The 17,284-nt window shown below is 55.6% G+C and carries 18 protein-coding genes; 2 read left to right on the top strand and 16 right to left on the bottom strand.

What is annotated here, in order from left to right:
* Position 1: 1 nt before the first annotated feature.
* From GKC68_RS03360 to yihU, 15 genes are all read right to left on the bottom strand, one after another.
* Positions 2-1,117: a DgaE family pyridoxal phosphate-dependent ammonia lyase gene (locus tag GKC68_RS03360; RefSeq protein ID WP_342656581.1), complete on the bottom strand. Its 1,116-nt coding sequence runs from the start codon at positions 1,115-1,117 to the stop codon at positions 2-4.
* Positions 1,101-2,234: an amidohydrolase/deacetylase family metallohydrolase gene (locus tag GKC68_RS03355; RefSeq protein ID WP_342656580.1), complete on the bottom strand. Its 1,134-nt coding sequence runs from the start codon at positions 2,232-2,234 to the stop codon at positions 1,101-1,103. The genes GKC68_RS03360 and GKC68_RS03355 overlap by 17 nt, the downstream gene beginning before the upstream one ends.
* A 54-nt stretch (positions 2,235-2,288) precedes the next feature.
* A complete protein-coding gene (locus tag GKC68_RS03350; RefSeq protein WP_028721949.1) occupies positions 2,289-2,933 on the bottom strand; it encodes a DUF4310 family protein in 645 nt (214 codons plus the stop codon).
* Between the two features lie 13 nt (positions 2,934-2,946).
* Positions 2,947-3,723 carry a DUF4311 domain-containing protein gene (locus tag GKC68_RS03345; protein WP_024471128.1) on the bottom strand — a complete coding sequence of 259 codons (777 nt, stop codon included), beginning with the start codon at positions 3,721-3,723 and terminating at the stop codon, positions 2,947-2,949.
* Positions 3,724-3,756: 33 nt separating this feature from the next.
* The gene (locus tag GKC68_RS03340) at positions 3,757-4,053 is read right to left on the bottom strand and encodes a DUF4312 family protein (RefSeq protein ID WP_013027355.1); all 297 of its coding nucleotides are present in this window, start codon (positions 4,051-4,053) and stop codon (positions 3,757-3,759) included.
* 3 nt (positions 4,054-4,056) lie between these two features.
* Positions 4,057-4,413: an SFCGS family glycine-rich protein gene (locus GKC68_RS03335; protein ID WP_028721948.1), complete on the bottom strand. Its 357-nt coding sequence runs from the start codon at positions 4,411-4,413 to the stop codon at positions 4,057-4,059.
* A gap of 32 nt (positions 4,414-4,445) precedes the next feature.
* On the bottom strand, positions 4,446-4,790 hold the full coding sequence (locus GKC68_RS03330; RefSeq protein WP_052177149.1) for a glycine dehydrogenase: 345 nt from the start codon (positions 4,788-4,790) through the stop codon (positions 4,446-4,448).
* A gap of 294 nt (positions 4,791-5,084) precedes the next feature.
* On the bottom strand, positions 5,085-6,521 hold the full coding sequence (locus tag GKC68_RS03325) for an MFS transporter (protein ID WP_342656579.1): 1,437 nt from the start codon (positions 6,519-6,521) through the stop codon (positions 5,085-5,087).
* A gap of 45 nt (positions 6,522-6,566) precedes the next feature.
* A complete protein-coding gene (locus tag GKC68_RS03320) occupies positions 6,567-7,961 on the bottom strand; it encodes an MFS transporter (protein ID WP_264253401.1) in 1,395 nt (464 codons plus the stop codon).
* Between the two features lie 46 nt (positions 7,962-8,007).
* On the bottom strand, positions 8,008-8,901 hold the full coding sequence (locus GKC68_RS03315; protein WP_342656578.1) for a sulfite exporter TauE/SafE family protein: 894 nt from the start codon (positions 8,899-8,901) through the stop codon (positions 8,008-8,010).
* Positions 8,902-8,915: 14 nt separating this feature from the next.
* Positions 8,916-10,973: an alpha-glucosidase gene (locus tag GKC68_RS03310; RefSeq protein ID WP_089528960.1), complete on the bottom strand. Its 2,058-nt coding sequence runs from the start codon at positions 10,971-10,973 to the stop codon at positions 8,916-8,918.
* A 35-nt stretch (positions 10,974-11,008) separates the two neighbouring features.
* Positions 11,009-11,857, bottom strand: a complete 849-nt coding sequence (locus GKC68_RS03305) for an aldose-1-epimerase (protein ID WP_342656577.1) — start codon at positions 11,855-11,857, stop codon at positions 11,009-11,011.
* Positions 11,858-11,891: 34 nt separating this feature from the next.
* Positions 11,892-13,133: a sulfoquinovose isomerase gene (gene yihS / locus GKC68_RS03300; protein WP_342656576.1), complete on the bottom strand. Its 1,242-nt coding sequence runs from the start codon at positions 13,131-13,133 to the stop codon at positions 11,892-11,894.
* A 13-nt stretch (positions 13,134-13,146) separates the two neighbouring features.
* On the bottom strand, positions 13,147-14,022 hold the full coding sequence (yihT, locus tag GKC68_RS03295) for a sulfofructosephosphate aldolase (protein WP_342656575.1): 876 nt from the start codon (positions 14,020-14,022) through the stop codon (positions 13,147-13,149).
* 23 nt (positions 14,023-14,045) lie between these two features.
* Positions 14,046-14,942 carry a sulfolactaldehyde 3-reductase gene (gene yihU, locus GKC68_RS03290; RefSeq protein ID WP_342656574.1) on the bottom strand — a complete coding sequence of 299 codons (897 nt, stop codon included), beginning with the start codon at positions 14,940-14,942 and terminating at the stop codon, positions 14,046-14,048.
* A gap of 165 nt (positions 14,943-15,107) precedes the next feature.
* Between yihU and GKC68_RS03285 the strand changes: the two genes are divergently transcribed.
* Both GKC68_RS03285 and GKC68_RS03280 read left to right on the top strand, forming a co-directional pair.
* Complete coding sequence (locus GKC68_RS03285; protein WP_028721938.1) at positions 15,108-16,004, top strand: sugar kinase; 897 nt, start codon at positions 15,108-15,110, stop codon at positions 16,002-16,004.
* Between the two features lie 34 nt (positions 16,005-16,038).
* Positions 16,039-16,836 (top strand): DeoR/GlpR family DNA-binding transcription regulator, encoded by a 798-nt coding sequence (locus GKC68_RS03280; RefSeq protein WP_110996761.1) that lies wholly within the window; start codon positions 16,039-16,041, stop codon positions 16,834-16,836.
* A 36-nt stretch (positions 16,837-16,872) separates the two neighbouring features.
* Here the strand turns inward: GKC68_RS03280 and cybC are convergent, their stop codons facing one another.
* Entirely contained in the window at positions 16,873-17,259 is a 387-nt protein-coding gene (gene cybC, locus GKC68_RS03275; protein ID WP_028721936.1) for a cytochrome b562, read from the bottom strand.
* Positions 17,260-17,284 lie beyond the last annotated feature (25 nt).

Genomic DNA, 17,284 nt, shown 5'->3' with positions numbered 1-17,284 from the left:
GCTACTTTTCTCCTGTTAACAGCGCCCGAATGCGGGTGAAAATAATCTGCAGCTGCTCAGCGCTGACGCTGCGTACGTCGGCTTCAATAATGCCCTCATTGGCTTTGTAGCCACGGAAGTAAATGGCGATGTCACCGTTTTTTAGCGCCTGCACCAGATCGCCGGTTCGACGCGCGATGTTAGCTTCATCAAACTTAATTTCGGCACGGGCAATGTCGCGTCCGGCGGCATCCCATACAACGCGCGCACTGACGCCGTCCAGACCGTTGAGGTCATTGATGAAAGGCGTCATTTTTTCCACCATCTGGGTGCCGGTGGTTTTCGGTAGGGTAAGGTAGGATTCAATCGCCTGGGTCAGGCCCAGAATGCCCTCTTTGCCCACTTTCATGGTGCGGCCAATGCCGTTGCTCTGGCGCTTCACCCACTCGACAAGCTGATGCTTCCCGATAACCAGGCCGCTGGTGGGGCCTTCAATGGCTTTGGCCCCGCTGTAGATCACCAGATCGGCACCGGCCTGGTAATAACACTGCAGATCTTCTTCAGCGGCGGCATCCACGATAAGCGGCACGCCATGCTTACGTGCCACCTCGGCGGCCTGCGCGACGCTCAGGTGGCTCTTTTGTACGCAGTGATGGGACTTCACATAGAGAATGGCCGCCGTCCGGGCGGTGACTGCGGCGGAAAGCTGCTGTGGCGAGCACTCATTACTGTAACCCGCTTCAACCGTCCGACCGCCGCCCAGCGCAATCATGCTGCCAACGGGCGCGCCGTAATTCACGTTATGCCCTTTGGGCACCACGATGTCGTGCGGCACGGTCAGCGGTGCGCTATGTAGATTATCCAGCAGCCAGTCGTCATCTTTCACAATGACGGCAGCCACGCTTTGGGCGATGCCCGCAGAAGCACAGGACACCACCAGCGCATTTTCAACCTGCAGCAAATTAGCAATGTAAGCCCCGGTCTTATCGACCAGCTCCTTCACTTCAAAATAGTGCTCCAGGCCGTATTTAACCGTATCAACCACGTCGCTGGCCGGTGTAGACACGCCAAGAATGGTCATGCGGCCAGAGGCATTAATGACCTGCTTGAGGCCATATTTCTCATACAGTGAAGACATTGTGTTTTTTCCCTTCTTCAGTCATCCAGCACTCACCGGCGACGATAGCCGCCAGTGGAATCAATTGGCGATCGCCCTGTTCCGCCAGCCCTTCCGCATCCACAAACGACACGGATTCCTGCGCCACGGTAAACAGGGTAAAGTCGGCATCAAGTCCGGGCTCAATAGCACCTTTGCTGCGTAATCTCAGGCCGCTGGCCGCCTGATGCGTTACGCAGGCAATAATCTGCGGCAGCGTCATGCCCACATTGAAAAATTTCGACATCACGTGCGCCAGGGTATAAACCGGTCCGTTCAGACGATTGCGGCAGTAGATGTCTGAACTGATGGTGTCAGGCAGAATGCCTTGGGCAATAGCCGCGCGCGCCACCTCAAAACTGAAGCTGGCACTGCCGTGGCCAACATCAAGCCGCACGTCCCTTGCCAGGGCCTGTTTTACCGCTGTACGCAGTTGCCCTTCGGGCGTCAGGATGCGGTTGGGCTTGCCGTTGTAGCAGTGGGTGATGATGTCGCCGGAGGTCAGCAAATCGGCGATTTCATCGAGGTTGGGAGGATTGTTACCAATGTGCACCATCAGGGGCAGGTTGCCATTTTCCTGCTGAATCGCCTTCGCCAGCACCAGCGGCTGAATGCCGTTTTCGCCCACTACGCTGCTGCTCATCCGGGCTTTAAGCCCAACGATAAAATCGGGATGACGTCTTACCGCCTCGGCAATGGCCGGGCGATCAATCTGCGTCATGTCCGCCAGTTCATTTTGGGTAACGATGCCGGTGCGGGCGATATTCAGCAGCGCAAAAACCTGGGTGGTGGCCACTTGCGTGCGCTGTCTGAAATCATCAATGTCGTCTGCACCTGTACTGCCTGCATCGACAACACAGGTGACGCCGCTTTCCACGCCAATCCGGTCGGGATGATCGTGGTAGATGGGCGATTTTTCATAGCAGTGTACGTGAGAGTCGATCCAGCCCGCACTGAGATAGCAGTCCGCCGCCAGTGTTTGTTCCACTTTTGCCCTGCCGGTTATCTCACCCACGGCGGCAATTTTTCCGTCGAGTATGGCGATATCGATCAGACGTTCATCCGGCAGTCGCGCCCGACGCAGAATCAGATCGTACATAGGAATCTCCTTTGACTGCCCCGATCGGCCTTCACCGATCGGGCATTAACGCGATCAGATCGCGACCGGAAAAATCGCGCCGAGGATCATGGCACCGAGGATCGCCCCGCCGGTGATCGGTTTGTTCCACAGATAGAACACCAGCGCACCCAACAGCGAACCGAGACCGATAGGAATGGAGGCGCCCATGGCGGCCAGGATAATCAATGGCCCCAGGAAGCGGCCTGATGCATTGCCCGCGCCCATCATCACGTCCGCACCATAGGTACTGTTGCTTTGATTAATGGTGAACTTACGCGCCAGAATAATGACGTAGCCTATCGCCACACCGATAACCAGACCGGTGACCAGCGAAGCCGCAAAATTCGCCACCGGGAAGACAAAACCGGCGCCCAGCAGCAGTGCGGGCACGCCCAGCCCGACGCCGGTCTGGATGGCACCACCGATATCCAGAATCCCTACCAGCGATCCTTCAATGATGCGGGCAAACAGAAAGCTGGCACCGAAAGCGGCCACCGCGCCGTAAACGCCGGTATCGATGCCCGCCCGTAACATCGAGACGAAGGCCACCTCGTTAAACGCGCCGATACCGTACAGGTAGTACATATGGGTTCCGGCAAACACGCCGGAGGAAAGCAAACCGACAAAAATCGGGAATGACCAGTCGGCATACCAGAAACCTTTGTTTGAGTTTTCCATTGCAGACGCTCCGTTATTTGCCGCTCAGGCTGTTATGAATACTGTCGAGCCAGCCAGGAATGCCGAGCTGGAAGGATTGCAGCATCTTCATATCGAAACCGCGGAAGAAGGCGCTGAGAACAAACAGGGCGACGATGGCGGTCATCATGATTTTGGTCACTTTGTTCCAGCCGCTCTCTTCAACCCCTTTACCAATCAAAATACCCAGCACCAGGCCCGGTACGGCATTGCCCATAATCAGCTGTGCCAGGCCGCCGAAGATGGTGGCCCAGAAGCCCGATTTCTTACCGGCGTCAATCGCTGCCAGCCAGAAGATCACCGGCATGACCGTGTTCACCAGCAAATTAGCAGCCGGTACCAGCACCTTTACCGCCGTGACCTGCAGGGCCGCCGGAACGGCAGAGGCTGTCGAGTTGAGAAAAGCCACCACCACCATGCCGATGATGCCGCAGGCGATAGCCATCTTTTTCGGGTCGTGTAGCGTCTCTGCCACATTGCGGTTTTTGATCATGAGCGCCGCCGCGCCCCAGTTTGGGATGATGCGATGATCCACGTCCTGCGTGAATGCACCCGCCGCCACGGAGGAGGCCCAGGCGTTAAAGAAGAATCCCAACCCAAAAGAGAAGTGAGAGGCAGGATCGCCTTCACAGGAGTTGAGTTCACCCAGTGTGCGAAAGGCACCCATGCCTTGTGTCGTCGGGGCATGGAACATGCGGGCGGCACCGGCGCCCACACCGACGCCCACAAGGCCGCCGATAATTAACGACTTGAGCAAAATGATGAGAAACATCCTCTTTCCTTATATATGTTGTTTGAGGCTGACTTACACGCGGGTGAACTCGACCTTATCGCCGTCCAGACAGGTCACGTTAATGGTGACCTCCAGGTCGACGCTGAAGAGCCTGCGCTCGCGTGCCAGGAAAAAGAAAAGGAATTTTTCGGTTGTAACGCGTTCCCGCGCGCGCACCACCTTTACGTCCTGCGGTTCAATGCGCAGCAGAATCTTATTGGCGTTGCGCAGGACTTCGTGCTGTACACGACTCAGCGCATCTGCGAAGGCTTTCGCCTTGGTGTCGCCCTTACCGCTTACGGCAACCGAGGTTGTAAAGGTCTCTTTCATTCCTTATCCACCGTATTTTTTATTCCAGGCCTGAACCAGACGTTCACCCAGCTCTTCTTTGTCCATAAAGCCGAAGCCCAGCACGCTGGCGCCTTCATTGATGGCGGTCACGCCTTCATCCACAGAGCGCATACCGTGTTTGGCCTTATAGCCGTATTTGTTTTGCGCCGTAATCGCGCCAGCCCCTCCGCTGCCGCAAAAGGAGATACCGAAATCGGCATTCTCTGCTTTCATGACGTCGCCCAGCTTCATGTCTGCCGCAACGCCCGGCACCACAACGGCACGGCCACCGGCTTTTTCTACGCCAGCCGCCACTTTTTGTCCTTTACCTAAACGATCGCCGATCACTACGGTTACCATATGTCTGTTCCTCTCATCTCAGGGTTGGAAAATTAGTCGTTCTTCGCCACTTCAAAGTGGACAGAAAGCAGCCATGCTTCCTCTGGTGGCAAATTGCCAAACAGGTCCACCACCTGTTGTGCCAGCGCCATCGACTCTTTGGAAATTTCGTCAAACAGCTCAGCCTCAACCTCTGGCAGACTCTCGCCGGTGACAGATCGCAAGGCCATTGCCCGCACGTGCGAAGCCAGCATTTGTATCTGCACGGCATTCGGCTGGATGGCCCGCTCGGCAAAAAGCGCCTCAATCTGCACCATCACGCGATCCGCCAGGGCCTGAATCCTTTGCTGTTCGTCTTGTGACGCAATCATCGCTACCGCTCCCTTACCCGTACTCATCGTCAGCTTCTCATTTCGCGCTTAGCGTGATCTCAAACTAACCAGAGGCGGCAGCGCTGTGGAGAACGACTTTTTCCGTTTCGAAGTGGAAATCCGGCCCTTGTGAGTGATCCGGAACGCAAACTTGCGCCTTCGCTTAGCGCACGAATTATTTTTACTAACGTAAACAGTGAGTTAAAAAAGGGATGTCACACAGGAAAGGCGGCCGGTGAGGAATAATCAAAAAACCGGGTTGCTGGTCATCCGTCACAAAACCGGCAAACAGCAACCCTGAGGGCAAGGTAACAGAGAAACTTATGACTCAGCGTCAGTGGGCTGAGGTAATGGCGTAGCGCGGATGTTGTCGTCAACGGGCTGGAGGCGATGCGTCTTACGTCGGCTAATGGCGGCCACGATCAGGGCAAAACGCGCTTCATTCAGCTTGTAGCAGAACCCCATGATCAACGCCGCCGCAATCGCCAGCGAACAGGGCCAGATAAAGATCAGTTGCCTTAAACCCGCCAGCGTGTCATCGCTTTGTATGGCATTGGGCACGTAGCCTATTTGCGTCAGCATCAGACCGGGCAGAAATCCCGCCAGCGCGGCGGATATCTTGCGAAAGAAGGTGTATCCCGTGTAGCAGGCACCTTCTGCCCGAATGCCGGTTTTCCACTCCCCGTACTCTACGGTATCCGGCACCAGCGCCCAGTTAAGACTGTTAACAAATGCCGTACCGAAAAACGCCACGCAGGAGAACATAACGAACAGCAGAGAGCTGCTTCCCCACAGAAAGTTACCCAGATCGCCCAGGGCCCAGAGGATGAGTCCTCCCAGATAAACCTGTTTCTTACCAAACTGTTTTACCGCTGTGGGCACCAGCAGTACGCCCACCAGAATACAGCCCATGCTGAAGAAGCCCATCCAGGAGAGCAAATGAATATCGTTCAGCACGTACTGCGTGTAGTAGACCTGAATGGCCAGCTTGATATTAAACGCCGCCAGGGTACAGAGGTTCGCGAGGCACAGAACCAGCAACGGCGGATTGTGAAAGATGGCGCGGAAGGCCGTTGCCACACCGGGTTTATGATGCGTCGGGGTAAGCTCAACATAGCGCTCTTTAACCCCGCTGTAGCAGAACCCCATGCACAGCAGCCCGGCGACCACAAAGACGGCGGCGGTAACCTGATAGCCCAGCGCACTTTTACCCACAAACTGCGACTGAATGGGCATAAAACACACGGTACAAACCAGTAATCCCACCGTTGCCCCGCCCTGCCGCCAGGCGGCCAGGTGGGCGCGTTCGTGGGGGTTTTTGGTAATGGCTGGCACCATTGCGCCATAGGAACAGTTCATCAGGCTGTAAAACAGACCAAACGTCATAAACAGGGCGGTCGCGATCGTTGTCTTTATCGTCAGGCTAAAGTCGTTGGCCACAAACTGTGCCGCAGCCACCAGCGCTACCGGCAGCGAGAAATAGAGAATAAAAGGTCTGAATTTTCCTCTCGTGCCAATATGGCGGCGTGAATCCAGCACAATGCCGGTGAACATATCGGTTATGGCGGTAAAGAATTTCGCCACCAGGAAAATCACCCCGCCGTACCAGGCTGGCATGCCCAGCTCATCGGTGTAGAACTTGAGTAAATAAAGCGTCCCGATAGTCAGCATCAGGTTGGAACCAAAATCACCAGCGCCGTAAGCCACCTTCTCACGCAGCGGGAGTTTCAGCGTTAATGGATCGGAGCCTGTCTTCATAAGTGATCCTTTTAGCGCCGCGACCGGCGCAGTCACAAAGCCAAATTAGCGCTGACACTTACGTGCATCGATCTCCTCAATGATACGGACATACATCTTCTCATTGAGATTGTAGAAGCACCCCATGGCCACGATAGTGATCACGGCCAGCGCACCGGGATAGATGAACATCAGCTGCTTCAACCCTTCTACCGTTCCGGACGACTGAATCACGTTGGGCACGTAGCCAATTTGTGTCAGCATCCAGCCGGGGAAAAAGCCGGCCAGCGCCTGTGAGACCTTGCGGAAAAAGGTGAAACCGGTATAAACCGTACCTTCAGAACGAACGCCCGTCCGCCATTCCCCGTACTCCACCGTATCGGAGACCAGCGCCCAGTTAAGGCTGTTAACAAAGGCTGAGCCAAAAAAAGCCAGGCAGGAATACGCGACAAAACTGATCGAACCGCCGCCGAAGAAATAGTTGAGCAGATCGCCCGCGACCCAAATCAGCAAACCGCCGATATACACTTTTTTCTTACCAAAACGCCTGACCGCGCCGGGCATCATAAATACGCCAATAAAGATGCACCCCATGCTAAAGAATCCCATCCATGACAGCAGAATGGGATCGTTCAGCACGTACTGGGTGTAATACACCTGGATCGCCAGTTTGACGTTAAAGGCGCCCAGGGTGCATAAGTTGGCAATGCACAGGATGAAGAGTGGACGGTTGCCCGCGATGGCACGGAACGACGCTAACAGTCCCGGTTTCTGCGTGGGGCTGCTGGCGGGCTGCTCGACATAACGCTCTTTTACGCCGGCATAACACCACCACATAAAAAATAAGCCAAACGCCGAGAACAGCGTGGCCGCAACGACATAACTCAGCTGCGGATTGCCTTCAATCAGGTTCATGACCGGAACAAAACCCACGGTACAGATCAGCAAGCCCAGCGTTGCGCCGCCCTGACGCCAGGCGGCCAGTGCGGCACGCTCGTCGGGGTTTTTCGTCATCGCGGGCACCATCGCACCGTAGGAACAGTTCATCATGCTGAAGAACAGGCCATACATCATAAACAGCACGGTGGCGACGATCGTTTTTCCGGTGACGTCAAACGGCGTCCCCACAAAATTGGCGATAGCTAACAGGGTTACCGGAAAAGCCGCGTACAGCACGAAGGGACGGAACTTGCCTTTCGGGCCAATCCGACGCCGCGAATCCAGCATGATGCCGGTGCCCATATCGGTAAAGGCGGTAAAAAACTTGGCAACCAGAAAAATGATGCCGCCGTAAGTTCCAGGCAGCTCCAGCACGTCGGTATAGAACTTCAGGAGGTAGAGCGTACCAATATCTAATAAAATATTTGACCCCAGATCGCCGATGCCATAGGCGACTTTCTCTTTAAGGGGCAACCTTAACGTCGCCGGCTCACTGCCGGAAGCAAGATGGTGTTGGCTCATGATTTCTCTCCGCGGCCCCACTGAACATGTGAGCAGGGCCGCTTTTTCAGGATGGTTTTGAAGCGTTTTGTTGCTCGATTTCAGCGCGAATAGCGGCCACTTTTTTACCAAACAGCAGTTGCATGACGGCCAGCAGGCCAAATGAGGGCACCAGTGCCTGCCAGGCCGGGATAGCCAGGGCGCCTTTGATCAGCATGGAGCCCGAAGCAATCAGCAGGAGAAACACCATGAGCCGGAAAGCCCGCACGGAGATGCGCTTGTGCACATACTGGCCCACTAACGATCCCAGGATCATGGTAGGAATGCAGAACATCACCAGCTTGACCGTTGAGACCGTTAAAATGCCGCTGGTGGTCAGGCCGCCAATAATGGCGATGTTATTCGCGGTAAAAAACGCATTGAGCGTGCCGCGAAAAGCAGCGGGTGCCAGATTCCTTAACATGCCGTAGATCACGACGGGCGGACCATTGGTGGCAAACGCCGAGCCGAGCGCCCCGGCGATAATACCGGTAGGCATCACTATCCAGTTTTTGTCATAGACAGGCAGACGAGGAATAAACAGGCTGTAGAACGAATAAAGGATCAGGAAAACGCCCAGCCCGGTTTTCATCATCTCGTCCGGAAAATTGGACAGCGCGTAAATGCCCAAAGGGATACCGGCAAAGGAGAACAGGATCAGCACCAGGGCTGACTTCCAGTTGGTTTCCTTGCGAGACAGCCAGGTGGCATACAGCGCCGTTGCCGTCCCCACAATCACCGACATCGGTGCAGCCATTTTGACCGGCAGCAGCAACGTTATCAGCGGCATCGTAACCAGCGCGCCACCAAATCCCGCACAGATGCCAATAAAGGTGTACAGAAACATAATGGCAATAATGATGCAGACGACCTCAGTGGTGATTTCCAGACCTTCAGGTGTAAGTAGCGTAAAGAAATCCATAATCCTTTCTCCCGCTACTGTGGCAAGATCTGGCTGCCAGCAAGCCGCAATGAAGCAAACAGTGACCGCCATTCGCTGTCTGCCCGATAAAATACCGGCGGCTGCCCTATCGGTGCGGCGACAGTGATATCCCCGCCGTTTAGCGTTTCCCCGGTCCACATGTTGACCCAGCTGTCTTCAGGCAAATAGAGCGACCCGTCGCGGCGGCCCTCTTCATAAACCGGTGCCACCAGCAGGTCACGCCCCAGCAGATATTGGTATTTGAGCGTGTAGGTGCGGGCATCCGCTTCATAGTGCAAAAACAGAGGGCGCATAACGGGTAAGCCCGAGTGGGCATTCTGCGCGACAGCCTGCTTGATATAAGGTTTTAAGGTGGTGAAGATCGTGGACATGCGGGCAAAGTGAGCAATGGTCTCTTCATCGCTGTCAAACTGCCAGTTATCGCCAGGACGGTTTCCTTCATGAGTGCGCATCATCGGGGTAAAGGCATTGAAGTCACACCAGCGAAGCAGCAGTTCTTTACTGCGTTTCATGCCGTACAGCGTGGTGTAGCCACCGATGTCGCTGTGATGCAAACCGTGGCCGCTCATCGCCAGTGACAGCGCGGCGGGCACCACCGAGGCCAGGCCATCGTCCAGGCTCCAGTCAACATTTTGATCCCCGGCCCACATCATCACGGAGTATTTCTGACTGCCGGTGTAACCCGCACGCATAAAGAACAGCACGTCACCGAGTTTGCCGGTTTCTGCCAGCGCCTCGTAGTTACACTTCGCCCAAAGCGCGGGCCAGGCATTGTGCATGATTTCGGCGCTGACGCCGTTGTGCAGATACGTGTCCGTTGGCAGATACTCGCCAAAATCCGCCATCCAGCCGCGACAGCCCAGGGCAATCAGATTGTCTTTGATGACGCCTTTGAACCAGTGGTAAGCCTCCGGATTCGTGAGATCGACGACGCCCGCATAAAACTCGCCAAATTCGACGTGGTAATCGTCCCCAGCCGCATTTTTGGTCAGATACCCTTTCCGGGCGGCCTCTTCGCACAGGTTACGGTCGCTGGCGACGTAAGGGTTGATATAAGACAGGAACTGTACGCCTTCCGCTTTCCACTGCTGAATGCGCGCATCCAGTTGGGGATAAAGCTCACTGTCCCACTGCCAGTTCCACATCACGCGTTTGCCGAAGGAGGTCATCCGGATGCCGGACCAGTCCTGCGCCCAGATGCCATTCACTTTCACGCCCGCCTGACGCATTCTGTCCAGCTTCTGCTGGCAGACATCGGTGCCGCCCTGGATCCCCAGCGTGACGCCATCGTAAACCCAGTCTGGTAATTCCGGCTGACGCCCCAACAGGGCACTCATTTTTTCCAGCAGGGCGATGTAGGTGTCGGCACATTCAAAACGTAACGTGGCGTTATTTTCCCAGAAAGCCAGTTCATGATAATCCGCTGCGCTGAAGTCAAAATTCATGTAGCCGCTGTTATCCACATGGCAGTAATACTTCTGGCTGCTGACAAAGGTCGGCTGTGGGAAGAAGGTCCAGTAGTAATCTCCGCCGGCATTTTCTGCACAGTCAGCCTGCCAGGTGACCACGCTTTTCTTATTGCGCCCGACGCCCTGTTCGCTGGTCCAGAGCGGAAAAGGTTTCCCGCGCAAATCAAAACAGGAAAACTGCTCGCCACAGCCGTAGATATGATCGTCTGGCTGCGCTGGCAGCCTCAGCCAGATACGGTTAAGCCTGTCGCTGTCGTTTGTCAGCGTAAGCAACAGGCGACCGTATTCATCTGTGCCGATGTTAAGCGTGGCGCTAAACACCTCTCCGCGTGAGAAGCGCACCGTCCAGCCGGTGTCCTGCGCGGTCACAACGGCCGAGGTTAACGCCAGCTTTTCACTCAACCGGTCTTTGATACTGAAATTGCCGCGAAACATGTCGATATCGGCGTTGCCATTACCTATCCACAGACAGGGTTTTTCCTCGCTGTGGCTAAGAATCTGTCGGTTTTGATAAGTAAGTGAAAAGCCGTTACCGGCGGCAGTCAGCTTTACGCCTGCCGTCTCAGGATGTTGTAAATGCATTCTGACCTCTGCGTTGTAGGATAAAAAAATAAGGTTTAGCGTGATGCGTGCTGGTCACAGCCAATCGTGAACGTCATGAGATGGCGTGCCTGTGGCGCAAGAAAAATCACATCAATGCCAGAATTGAACGCGTCAGGTGGACAACTCATCGGCTCGGCTGCTAATCCCGTGCGGCCAAGTTTTTCGCCGCTGTAAATTTGCAACCAGGGTTGATCGCTGCGTAAGAGAACCGAAAGTGCCTGCTGTGGACAGGTTAATCTCACCTCCCATGCGCGTCCGGCTGTGCGAGTATTGACACTGCAGTCGATCTGCGTCGACGCCAACCGACGCGGGGTAAGAAAATCCCCTTCTGCAATCGCGGCCGGTAACGTAAGCAGGCAGTGATCCACCAGGGTCATGTTGCAGGTCAGATAAGGATGCGAACCGACACCGTAGGGCGCGGGTTGATCGCCTACGTTCTGGCTGCTGATACTGACCTCCAGGCCCTGTGCGGCATCAAGCCGGTAAGTCACTGTCGATAGCAACGCAAACGGATAGCCGTAACTGGGCGGCAGGAAAACCGTTAAGGTCGCCTCGCTGTCGGTGTGTTTGGTTACCTGCCAGTCACGCCAGGCCAATAAGCCGTGAATGGCGGTAACGCCTTCGTGGTCATTGATGGGTAGCTGAAGTCGCTTGCCGTTATGTTTCCAGGTTCCTTTAGCGACGCGATTCGGCCAGGGAATCAGGACTTTACCCATATGCGCCAGCGGCATTGCCTCCGGGGGATGTGGGAGCACCAGATGGCGGCCCGCGTGCGTCAGCTCAGCCAGGCCAGCGCCTACGGTGACGATTTTTGCCTGATATTCTCCCGCGTGAAGAACAAGGGTTTGTCCGCTGCTGTGCATAGCTGGTACTCCCGTTATTATGTTTTTTCAGGGGTTATTTCGCATTACAGTCCAGTAATCCTGCCGCTACGGCGGGTGCCAGACCCGGTGCCAGAGGAAGGCGCGGGATCACCAGGCAATGCAACAGGTGATAGATATCCTGTTTGCCGTCCCATACTTTGGTGGTCACCTTGTTTTCGCAATCCAGCTCTTGCCACCATGAGCCATTCTCGAAATCCATCATGTAAGTGATGCAGTAATCCCACCATTTCTGGTACCAGGCTTCGTATTGCGCCTCGCCAGTGACGGTATACAGGGCGTAAGCCGTGCCCATTGCCTCAACCACGGGCCAGCGCACTCTTTCACTCACGACGGGCTTGCCATCCCAGTCCACGGTGTAAACAAACCCGTCCGCGCCATCGGGCGCCCAGGCATCGCGGATAGTGGCGTGGAATAAGCCTTTCGCATCTTCAATAAGCCAGGCCGGCGGCGTTTCGAAGCGCGCTTCCAGCGCAGCATGCAGATGCAGCATCAGACGTCCCCACTCAATCCAGTGTCCGGGCGTGCCGCCATAAGCCCGGAAGCGGTGAGCAGGATTCTCTTTGTTGTAATCGCGTAATGGGTTCCAGTCAGTGTCGAAGTGCTCATTGACGCGGTACTCACCGTTGCGCGCGACGTCGTGAATGATCACCGAGGTGACACGCAGCGCGCGATCCAGCCATTTCTTGTCGTGCGTGACGTCATAGACAATCAGGAAGGCTTCAACGGCGTGCATATTGGCATTGCCGCCGCGGTAGTCTTCTGTCTTGCTAAAGGCTTCATCCCAGGACTCCAGACACATCTGTTCGTCTTCACTCCAGAAGTAGCGATCAATCACGTCGATCGCGTCATCCAGCAGCTGGCGGGCGGCAGGATGCCCCGTAGTGACCGCACTGGCCGCGCCCAGTAAGACGAAAAAGTGCTGATAACCCTGTTTTGACGCATCAACGACGCCCTCATCGTTTACGCAGGCATACCAGCCGCCGTACTGTTTATCGCGCAGCGCACCGTTCAGGGCCCTAATGCCGTGATCGACCAGTTGATAAGCTCCCGGCCGTCCCATCGAGGCCGCAACGGCATAGACATGCAGCATGCGTGCGGTAATCCACAGGTGCGTGCCCATCTCGGGTTTTACCTGCCCGGTATTCCCCAGCCAGCCAAATCCGGTGGCGACCGCTGCGTTTTTACCAAAGTCGAGAATCCTGTCCGTTTCCTGTTCGAGCCAGCGGTTATGACTCAGCGTGTTAAACCATTTCATTTGCGTTGCCCTCTTAGCGTTTAGCCATCATTTCATCTACGATTTCGCCCAGCCGTTGCAGCCTGGGGACGGAGACATCCCGCAACATCAGGTCGGTATCGGGTAAGCCAATCACGGAGGACCAGACGGCCCGGCCAGCCAGGAAGCCCGATGCGCCCGCCTGCATCGCCACCCGCACGGCGCGCGGGAATAATTTTTCATCAATGCCGGACGAGAGAATGACCCACGGCATCGCGATCCGATCGTTGAGCTTTTGCGCGGCCGCCAGCAGATCCGACTGTGTACCTTTGCCGTACAGGGGCATTTCCACCTTGTAGAGATCCGCGCCGCTGTTGCCCAATTCTGTGGCCGCGTCCAGGATCGCCTGCTCGCGATCAAAGCGATCGCCCCGGCGCGGTGGCCTGACTACCGGTTCGATAATGCTGAGCAGGCCATGGCGGTGGCAGCGCGTGTTGAAGGCCTTAACCATGTCGAGACGCTGCTGCGGATCTTCATCGCTGCGCCACAGCACCAGCAGCTTCAGCGCCTTCGCGCCGTCACGCTTCACCACCGCCGGATCGACGTTGTTATCGATCGTCACGCTGTCCACCGGAATCCCATTGCCCGGAATAAATTCATCCGCCGCGACGATAAGGCCGCAGCCGGGGGCAATCGCCTGCCGTTCGACGATGTGCGGGAAACAAAACTGTTGATCAACCAGGATCGCCGAGGCATAGGGCGATAACACGCTGGCGGCATTGACTTTAAACTCGGTCAGCACGCGATCGCTGACCGGGATTGACGCGCCAGCAGCCGCGAACATCAAACGCATGGCCTCACGCTGATCGACTGCGAGCATGGCGAAACCACCTGAAGATCGGGTGATGTCTTTAAGGGTGTAATGAGTCATGCTTCTTTCCTCTGAATTAAGCGTCACACTGTGTGGGGAGAAATGAGGCCCGCGCTGGCGCGAACATGTTCAAGGATGGCGGTCCAGTCCTCGCGTCCGCGTCCGGCAGCGCGGGCCTGGTTGTAAACTTCACGTGAGGCAGCCCCGAGCGGCATCGGTACATGCAGCTGGTTGGCAACATCCAGCGCAATCCCCAGGTCCTTATGCGCCAGATCGATCATGAAGGCCGGTGAGCGATCCCCTTTCAGTACCTTGTCAGGCCAGGTCGTGGTGAAATGCCCTTTGCCCGCAGGCGTGCCGTTCATCACCTGCAACGCCACGTCAAACGACAGCCCCAGACCTTCACACAGCACCGCCGTTTCCGCCGAGAGGGCATTCAGGGCGATGCTCATGTAGTTGTTGATCAGCTTGACGCGAATCCCCATACCGGGGCCGCCTGCCACGACCAGCTCATTGCCCATCGCCATCAGCACGGGTTTTGCTCGCGCGACCTGTTGCGGCGTGCCGCCTGCCAGTAGCAGCAGTGAACCGGCTATCGCATGGTCAGATGTACGGCCGACGGGCACGTCCATCATGCTGAAACCGCGAGCAGCCATCTCACCGATCAGCCGATCGGTTTGGAGTGGATGGATCGTAGACATATCAATTACCAGCGCAGTGGATGCCAGCGTGGTACACACACCTTTGTCGCCAAGCAGCACGGAACGCACTAACTCGCCGTTAGGCAGCATGGTGATAACAAACTCGGCCCCGGTTGCCGCCTCTGCAGCAGAAACGCTCGCCCGGGCGCCCTTATCAACCAGACGCGCGACGGCCTGAGGATCCACATCAAAGACGTTGAGCTGATGGCCCTGATTCAGCAGATTGCTCGCCATCGGCGCGCCCATTTGTCCCAATCCAATAAACGCAATTACCGACATACCGCTCTCCCAACTCCGTTATTGTCATATTTTGTCATTAAAGACGACTTTTACTGTCTGTTTTCGATCATATTTGTAATTTATGGTCAAAAAATTGACAGATGTCACTTTTAAAACATTTGATGAAATTAAAATGACAACACCAATAAAATGAGAGGAAGCGTTATGACGCGTATTGCTTGTGTAGGGATCACCGTATTAGATCGCATTTGGTATCTGGATACCTTGCCGTCTCAGAGCGGAAAATATGTGGCAAACAACTATCGGGAAGTCGGCGGTGGTCCGGCTGCTACAGCGGCCGTTGCCGCAGCTAAACTGGGTGCAGAGGTGGATTTTATTGGTCGGGTCGGTGACGATGACACAGGGAAGAGACTGCTGTCTGAGTTAAATGAATACGGCGTAAAGACCCGATATACCAAGGTTTTCGAGGCCGCCCGCTCTTCACAATCCGCGATTCTGGTGGATGCCGAGGGGGAACGGATGATTGCCAACTACCCTAGCCCGGACTTAGCAGAATGCGCAGACTGGTTAACAGAGATCGACTTCTCACAGTGGGATGCGGTGCTGGCCGACGTCCGCTGGCATCAGGGGGCAAAGCGTGCGTTTAGCCTGGCCCGCCAACAAGGCGTTCCCACCATTCTGGATGGGGATGTGACCCCGCAGGACATTGGTGAGCTGGTGGCGTTAAGCGATCATGCGGCATTTTCAGCGCCGGGTTTACAGCGCTTAACCGGGCTGGAGGGAGAAACGGCGGCGTTAAAAAAAGCACAGATGCTCACAAAGGGTCATGTCTATGTGACACAGGGTGCTCAGGGCTGCGTCTGGCTGGACGCCGGCACGCTACAGCATCAGCCCGCCTTTGAGGTGCAGGTCGTCGATACCACCGGCGCGGGCGATGTCTTCCATGGGGCGCTGGCCGTGAGGCTGGCGCAGAAGGGCTCGGTTACAGAGGCCGTGCGCTTTGCCAGTGCGGTTGCGGCGCTGAAATGTACGCGACCGGGCGGGCGGGACGGGATACCTGATTATGATCAAACCTGTTCTTTTATGTCGGTAAATGTATAAACTGTGTGCCATGGTGGTATTCAGAGAACAATCCATGATCCTCACGGACGTTACCGGTAATCCTCGCCACGATCGTTTGCTCAGGCTGATCGCTGAACGTGGCTACATGAATATTGATGAACTCGCCTTGCTGCTCGACGTTTCCACACAAACGGTCAGGCGCGATATTCGTAAACTCAGCGATCAGGGATTAATCACGCGTCATCACGGTGGTGCGGGCCGTGCATCCAGCGTAGTGAATACCGCTTTTGAACAGCGCGAAGTCTCACAGACCGAAGAAAAAAAGGCGATAGCGGAAGCCATTGCGGACTATATTCCCGATGGATCAACGGTATTTATCACGATTGGCACTACGGTTGAACACGTCGCACGGGCGCTGGTAAACCATAAACATTTGCGCGTTATCACCAACAGCCTTCGTGTCGCTCACATTCTGTACAAATGCCCACAGTTTGAAGTGATGATGCCCGGCGGCACGCTGCGTCCCCATAACGGTGGCATTATTGGCCCGGTCACTTCCACGTTTGTGGCCGGTTTTCGGGCAGATTATTTGGTTACCAGCATGGGCGCCATTGAGAGTGATGGTGCGTTACTGGAGTTTGATGTTAACGAGGCCGCCGTGGCGCAAACCATGATGGCGCATGCACGTCATATTTTGTTAGCGGCAGACCACACCAAGTTTCAGGCATCGGCAGCGGTAGAAATGGGCAGCGTTACGCAGGCGACCGCCCTGTTCACCGATCGCTTGCCGGCAGCGGCGTTGCAGAACGTACTTAAAGCGCATCAGGTGGAAATGATTCAGGCGACGCCAGGCGGCGATGAAGAGCGCTAAGGAATTAACCCCGGCAGGCCGGGGTTATCGGTAAAATTAGCGGAACTTCTTATGGTTTTCGTTACGGATAGCCGCCAGCTTTTGCGCTTCTGCTTTGGCTTCATCCAGTTTACCCTGCTTCGCCAGCGCATCCGCTTTATCGATCTGGGCGATCAGGTCATCCATACCTTTGTGAAAGTCTTTCATTTCCGGGCTGTCCGGGGCTTTGCCTTCCAGCTTGTCCGGCGTGCCTTTTTTTGCATCTTCGGCTTTAGCACGCAAATCACCTAACATCTTGTGCAACTGGTCGGCACTTTTCGCCCCGTCCAGTGACTTATAGATACCCGCCATATCTTTCATATCGTGCTCAAGAGAGGCAGCACCGGCGGTTACGCTCACAGATAACACAGCTACAGCTAACAACGACATAAGCTCTTTACGCATGCTCAGCTTCCTTTTTATTGTGGGA

The organism is Pantoea sp. RSPAM1, from assembly GCF_038816185.1.
GTDB lineage: Bacteria > Pseudomonadota > Gammaproteobacteria > Enterobacterales > Enterobacteriaceae > Pantoea > Pantoea ananatis.
Note: the sequence above shows the minus strand (reverse complement) of the source record. Positions and strands in the feature narration are given on the sequence as shown.

Bases quoted from the DNA above. Each gene is read 5' to 3' on its own strand.
- GKC68_RS03360 (WP_342656581.1), bottom strand. From the start codon at position 1,117: ATGTCTTCACTGTATGAGAAATATGGCCTCAAGCAGGTCATTAATGCC.
- GKC68_RS03355 (WP_342656580.1), bottom strand. From the start codon at position 2,234: ATGTACGATCTGATTCTGCGTCGGGCGCGACTGCCGGATGAACGTCTG.
- GKC68_RS03350 (WP_028721949.1), bottom strand. From the start codon at position 2,933: ATGGAAAACTCAAACAAAGGTTTCTGGTATGCCGACTGGTCATTCCCG.
- GKC68_RS03345 (WP_024471128.1), bottom strand. From the start codon at position 3,723: ATGTTTCTCATCATTTTGCTCAAGTCGTTAATTATCGGCGGCCTTGTG.
- GKC68_RS03340 (WP_013027355.1), bottom strand. From the start codon at position 4,053: ATGAAAGAGACCTTTACAACCTCGGTTGCCGTAAGCGGTAAGGGCGAC.
- GKC68_RS03335 (WP_028721948.1), bottom strand. From the start codon at position 4,413: ATGGTAACCGTAGTGATCGGCGATCGTTTAGGTAAAGGACAAAAAGTG.
- GKC68_RS03330 (WP_052177149.1), bottom strand. From the start codon at position 4,790: ATGAGTACGGGTAAGGGAGCGGTAGCGATGATTGCGTCACAAGACGAA.
- GKC68_RS03325 (WP_342656579.1), bottom strand. From the start codon at position 6,521: ATGAAGACAGGCTCCGATCCATTAACGCTGAAACTCCCGCTGCGTGAG.
- GKC68_RS03320 (WP_264253401.1), bottom strand. From the start codon at position 7,961: ATGAGCCAACACCATCTTGCTTCCGGCAGTGAGCCGGCGACGTTAAGG.
- GKC68_RS03315 (WP_342656578.1), bottom strand. From the start codon at position 8,901: ATGGATTTCTTTACGCTACTTACACCTGAAGGTCTGGAAATCACCACT.
- GKC68_RS03310 (WP_089528960.1), bottom strand. From the start codon at position 10,973: ATGCATTTACAACATCCTGAGACGGCAGGCGTAAAGCTGACTGCCGCC.
- GKC68_RS03305 (WP_342656577.1), bottom strand. From the start codon at position 11,857: ATGCACAGCAGCGGACAAACCCTTGTTCTTCACGCGGGAGAATATCAG.
- yihS (WP_342656576.1), bottom strand. From the start codon at position 13,133: ATGAAATGGTTTAACACGCTGAGTCATAACCGCTGGCTCGAACAGGAA.
- yihT (WP_342656575.1), bottom strand. From the start codon at position 14,022: ATGACTCATTACACCCTTAAAGACATCACCCGATCTTCAGGTGGTTTC.
- yihU (WP_342656574.1), bottom strand. From the start codon at position 14,942: ATGTCGGTAATTGCGTTTATTGGATTGGGACAAATGGGCGCGCCGATG.
- GKC68_RS03285 (WP_028721938.1), top strand. From the start codon at position 15,108: ATGACGCGTATTGCTTGTGTAGGGATCACCGTATTAGATCGCATTTGG.
- GKC68_RS03280 (WP_110996761.1), top strand. From the start codon at position 16,039: ATGATCCTCACGGACGTTACCGGTAATCCTCGCCACGATCGTTTGCTC.
- cybC (WP_028721936.1), bottom strand. From the start codon at position 17,259: ATGCGTAAAGAGCTTATGTCGTTGTTAGCTGTAGCTGTGTTATCTGTG.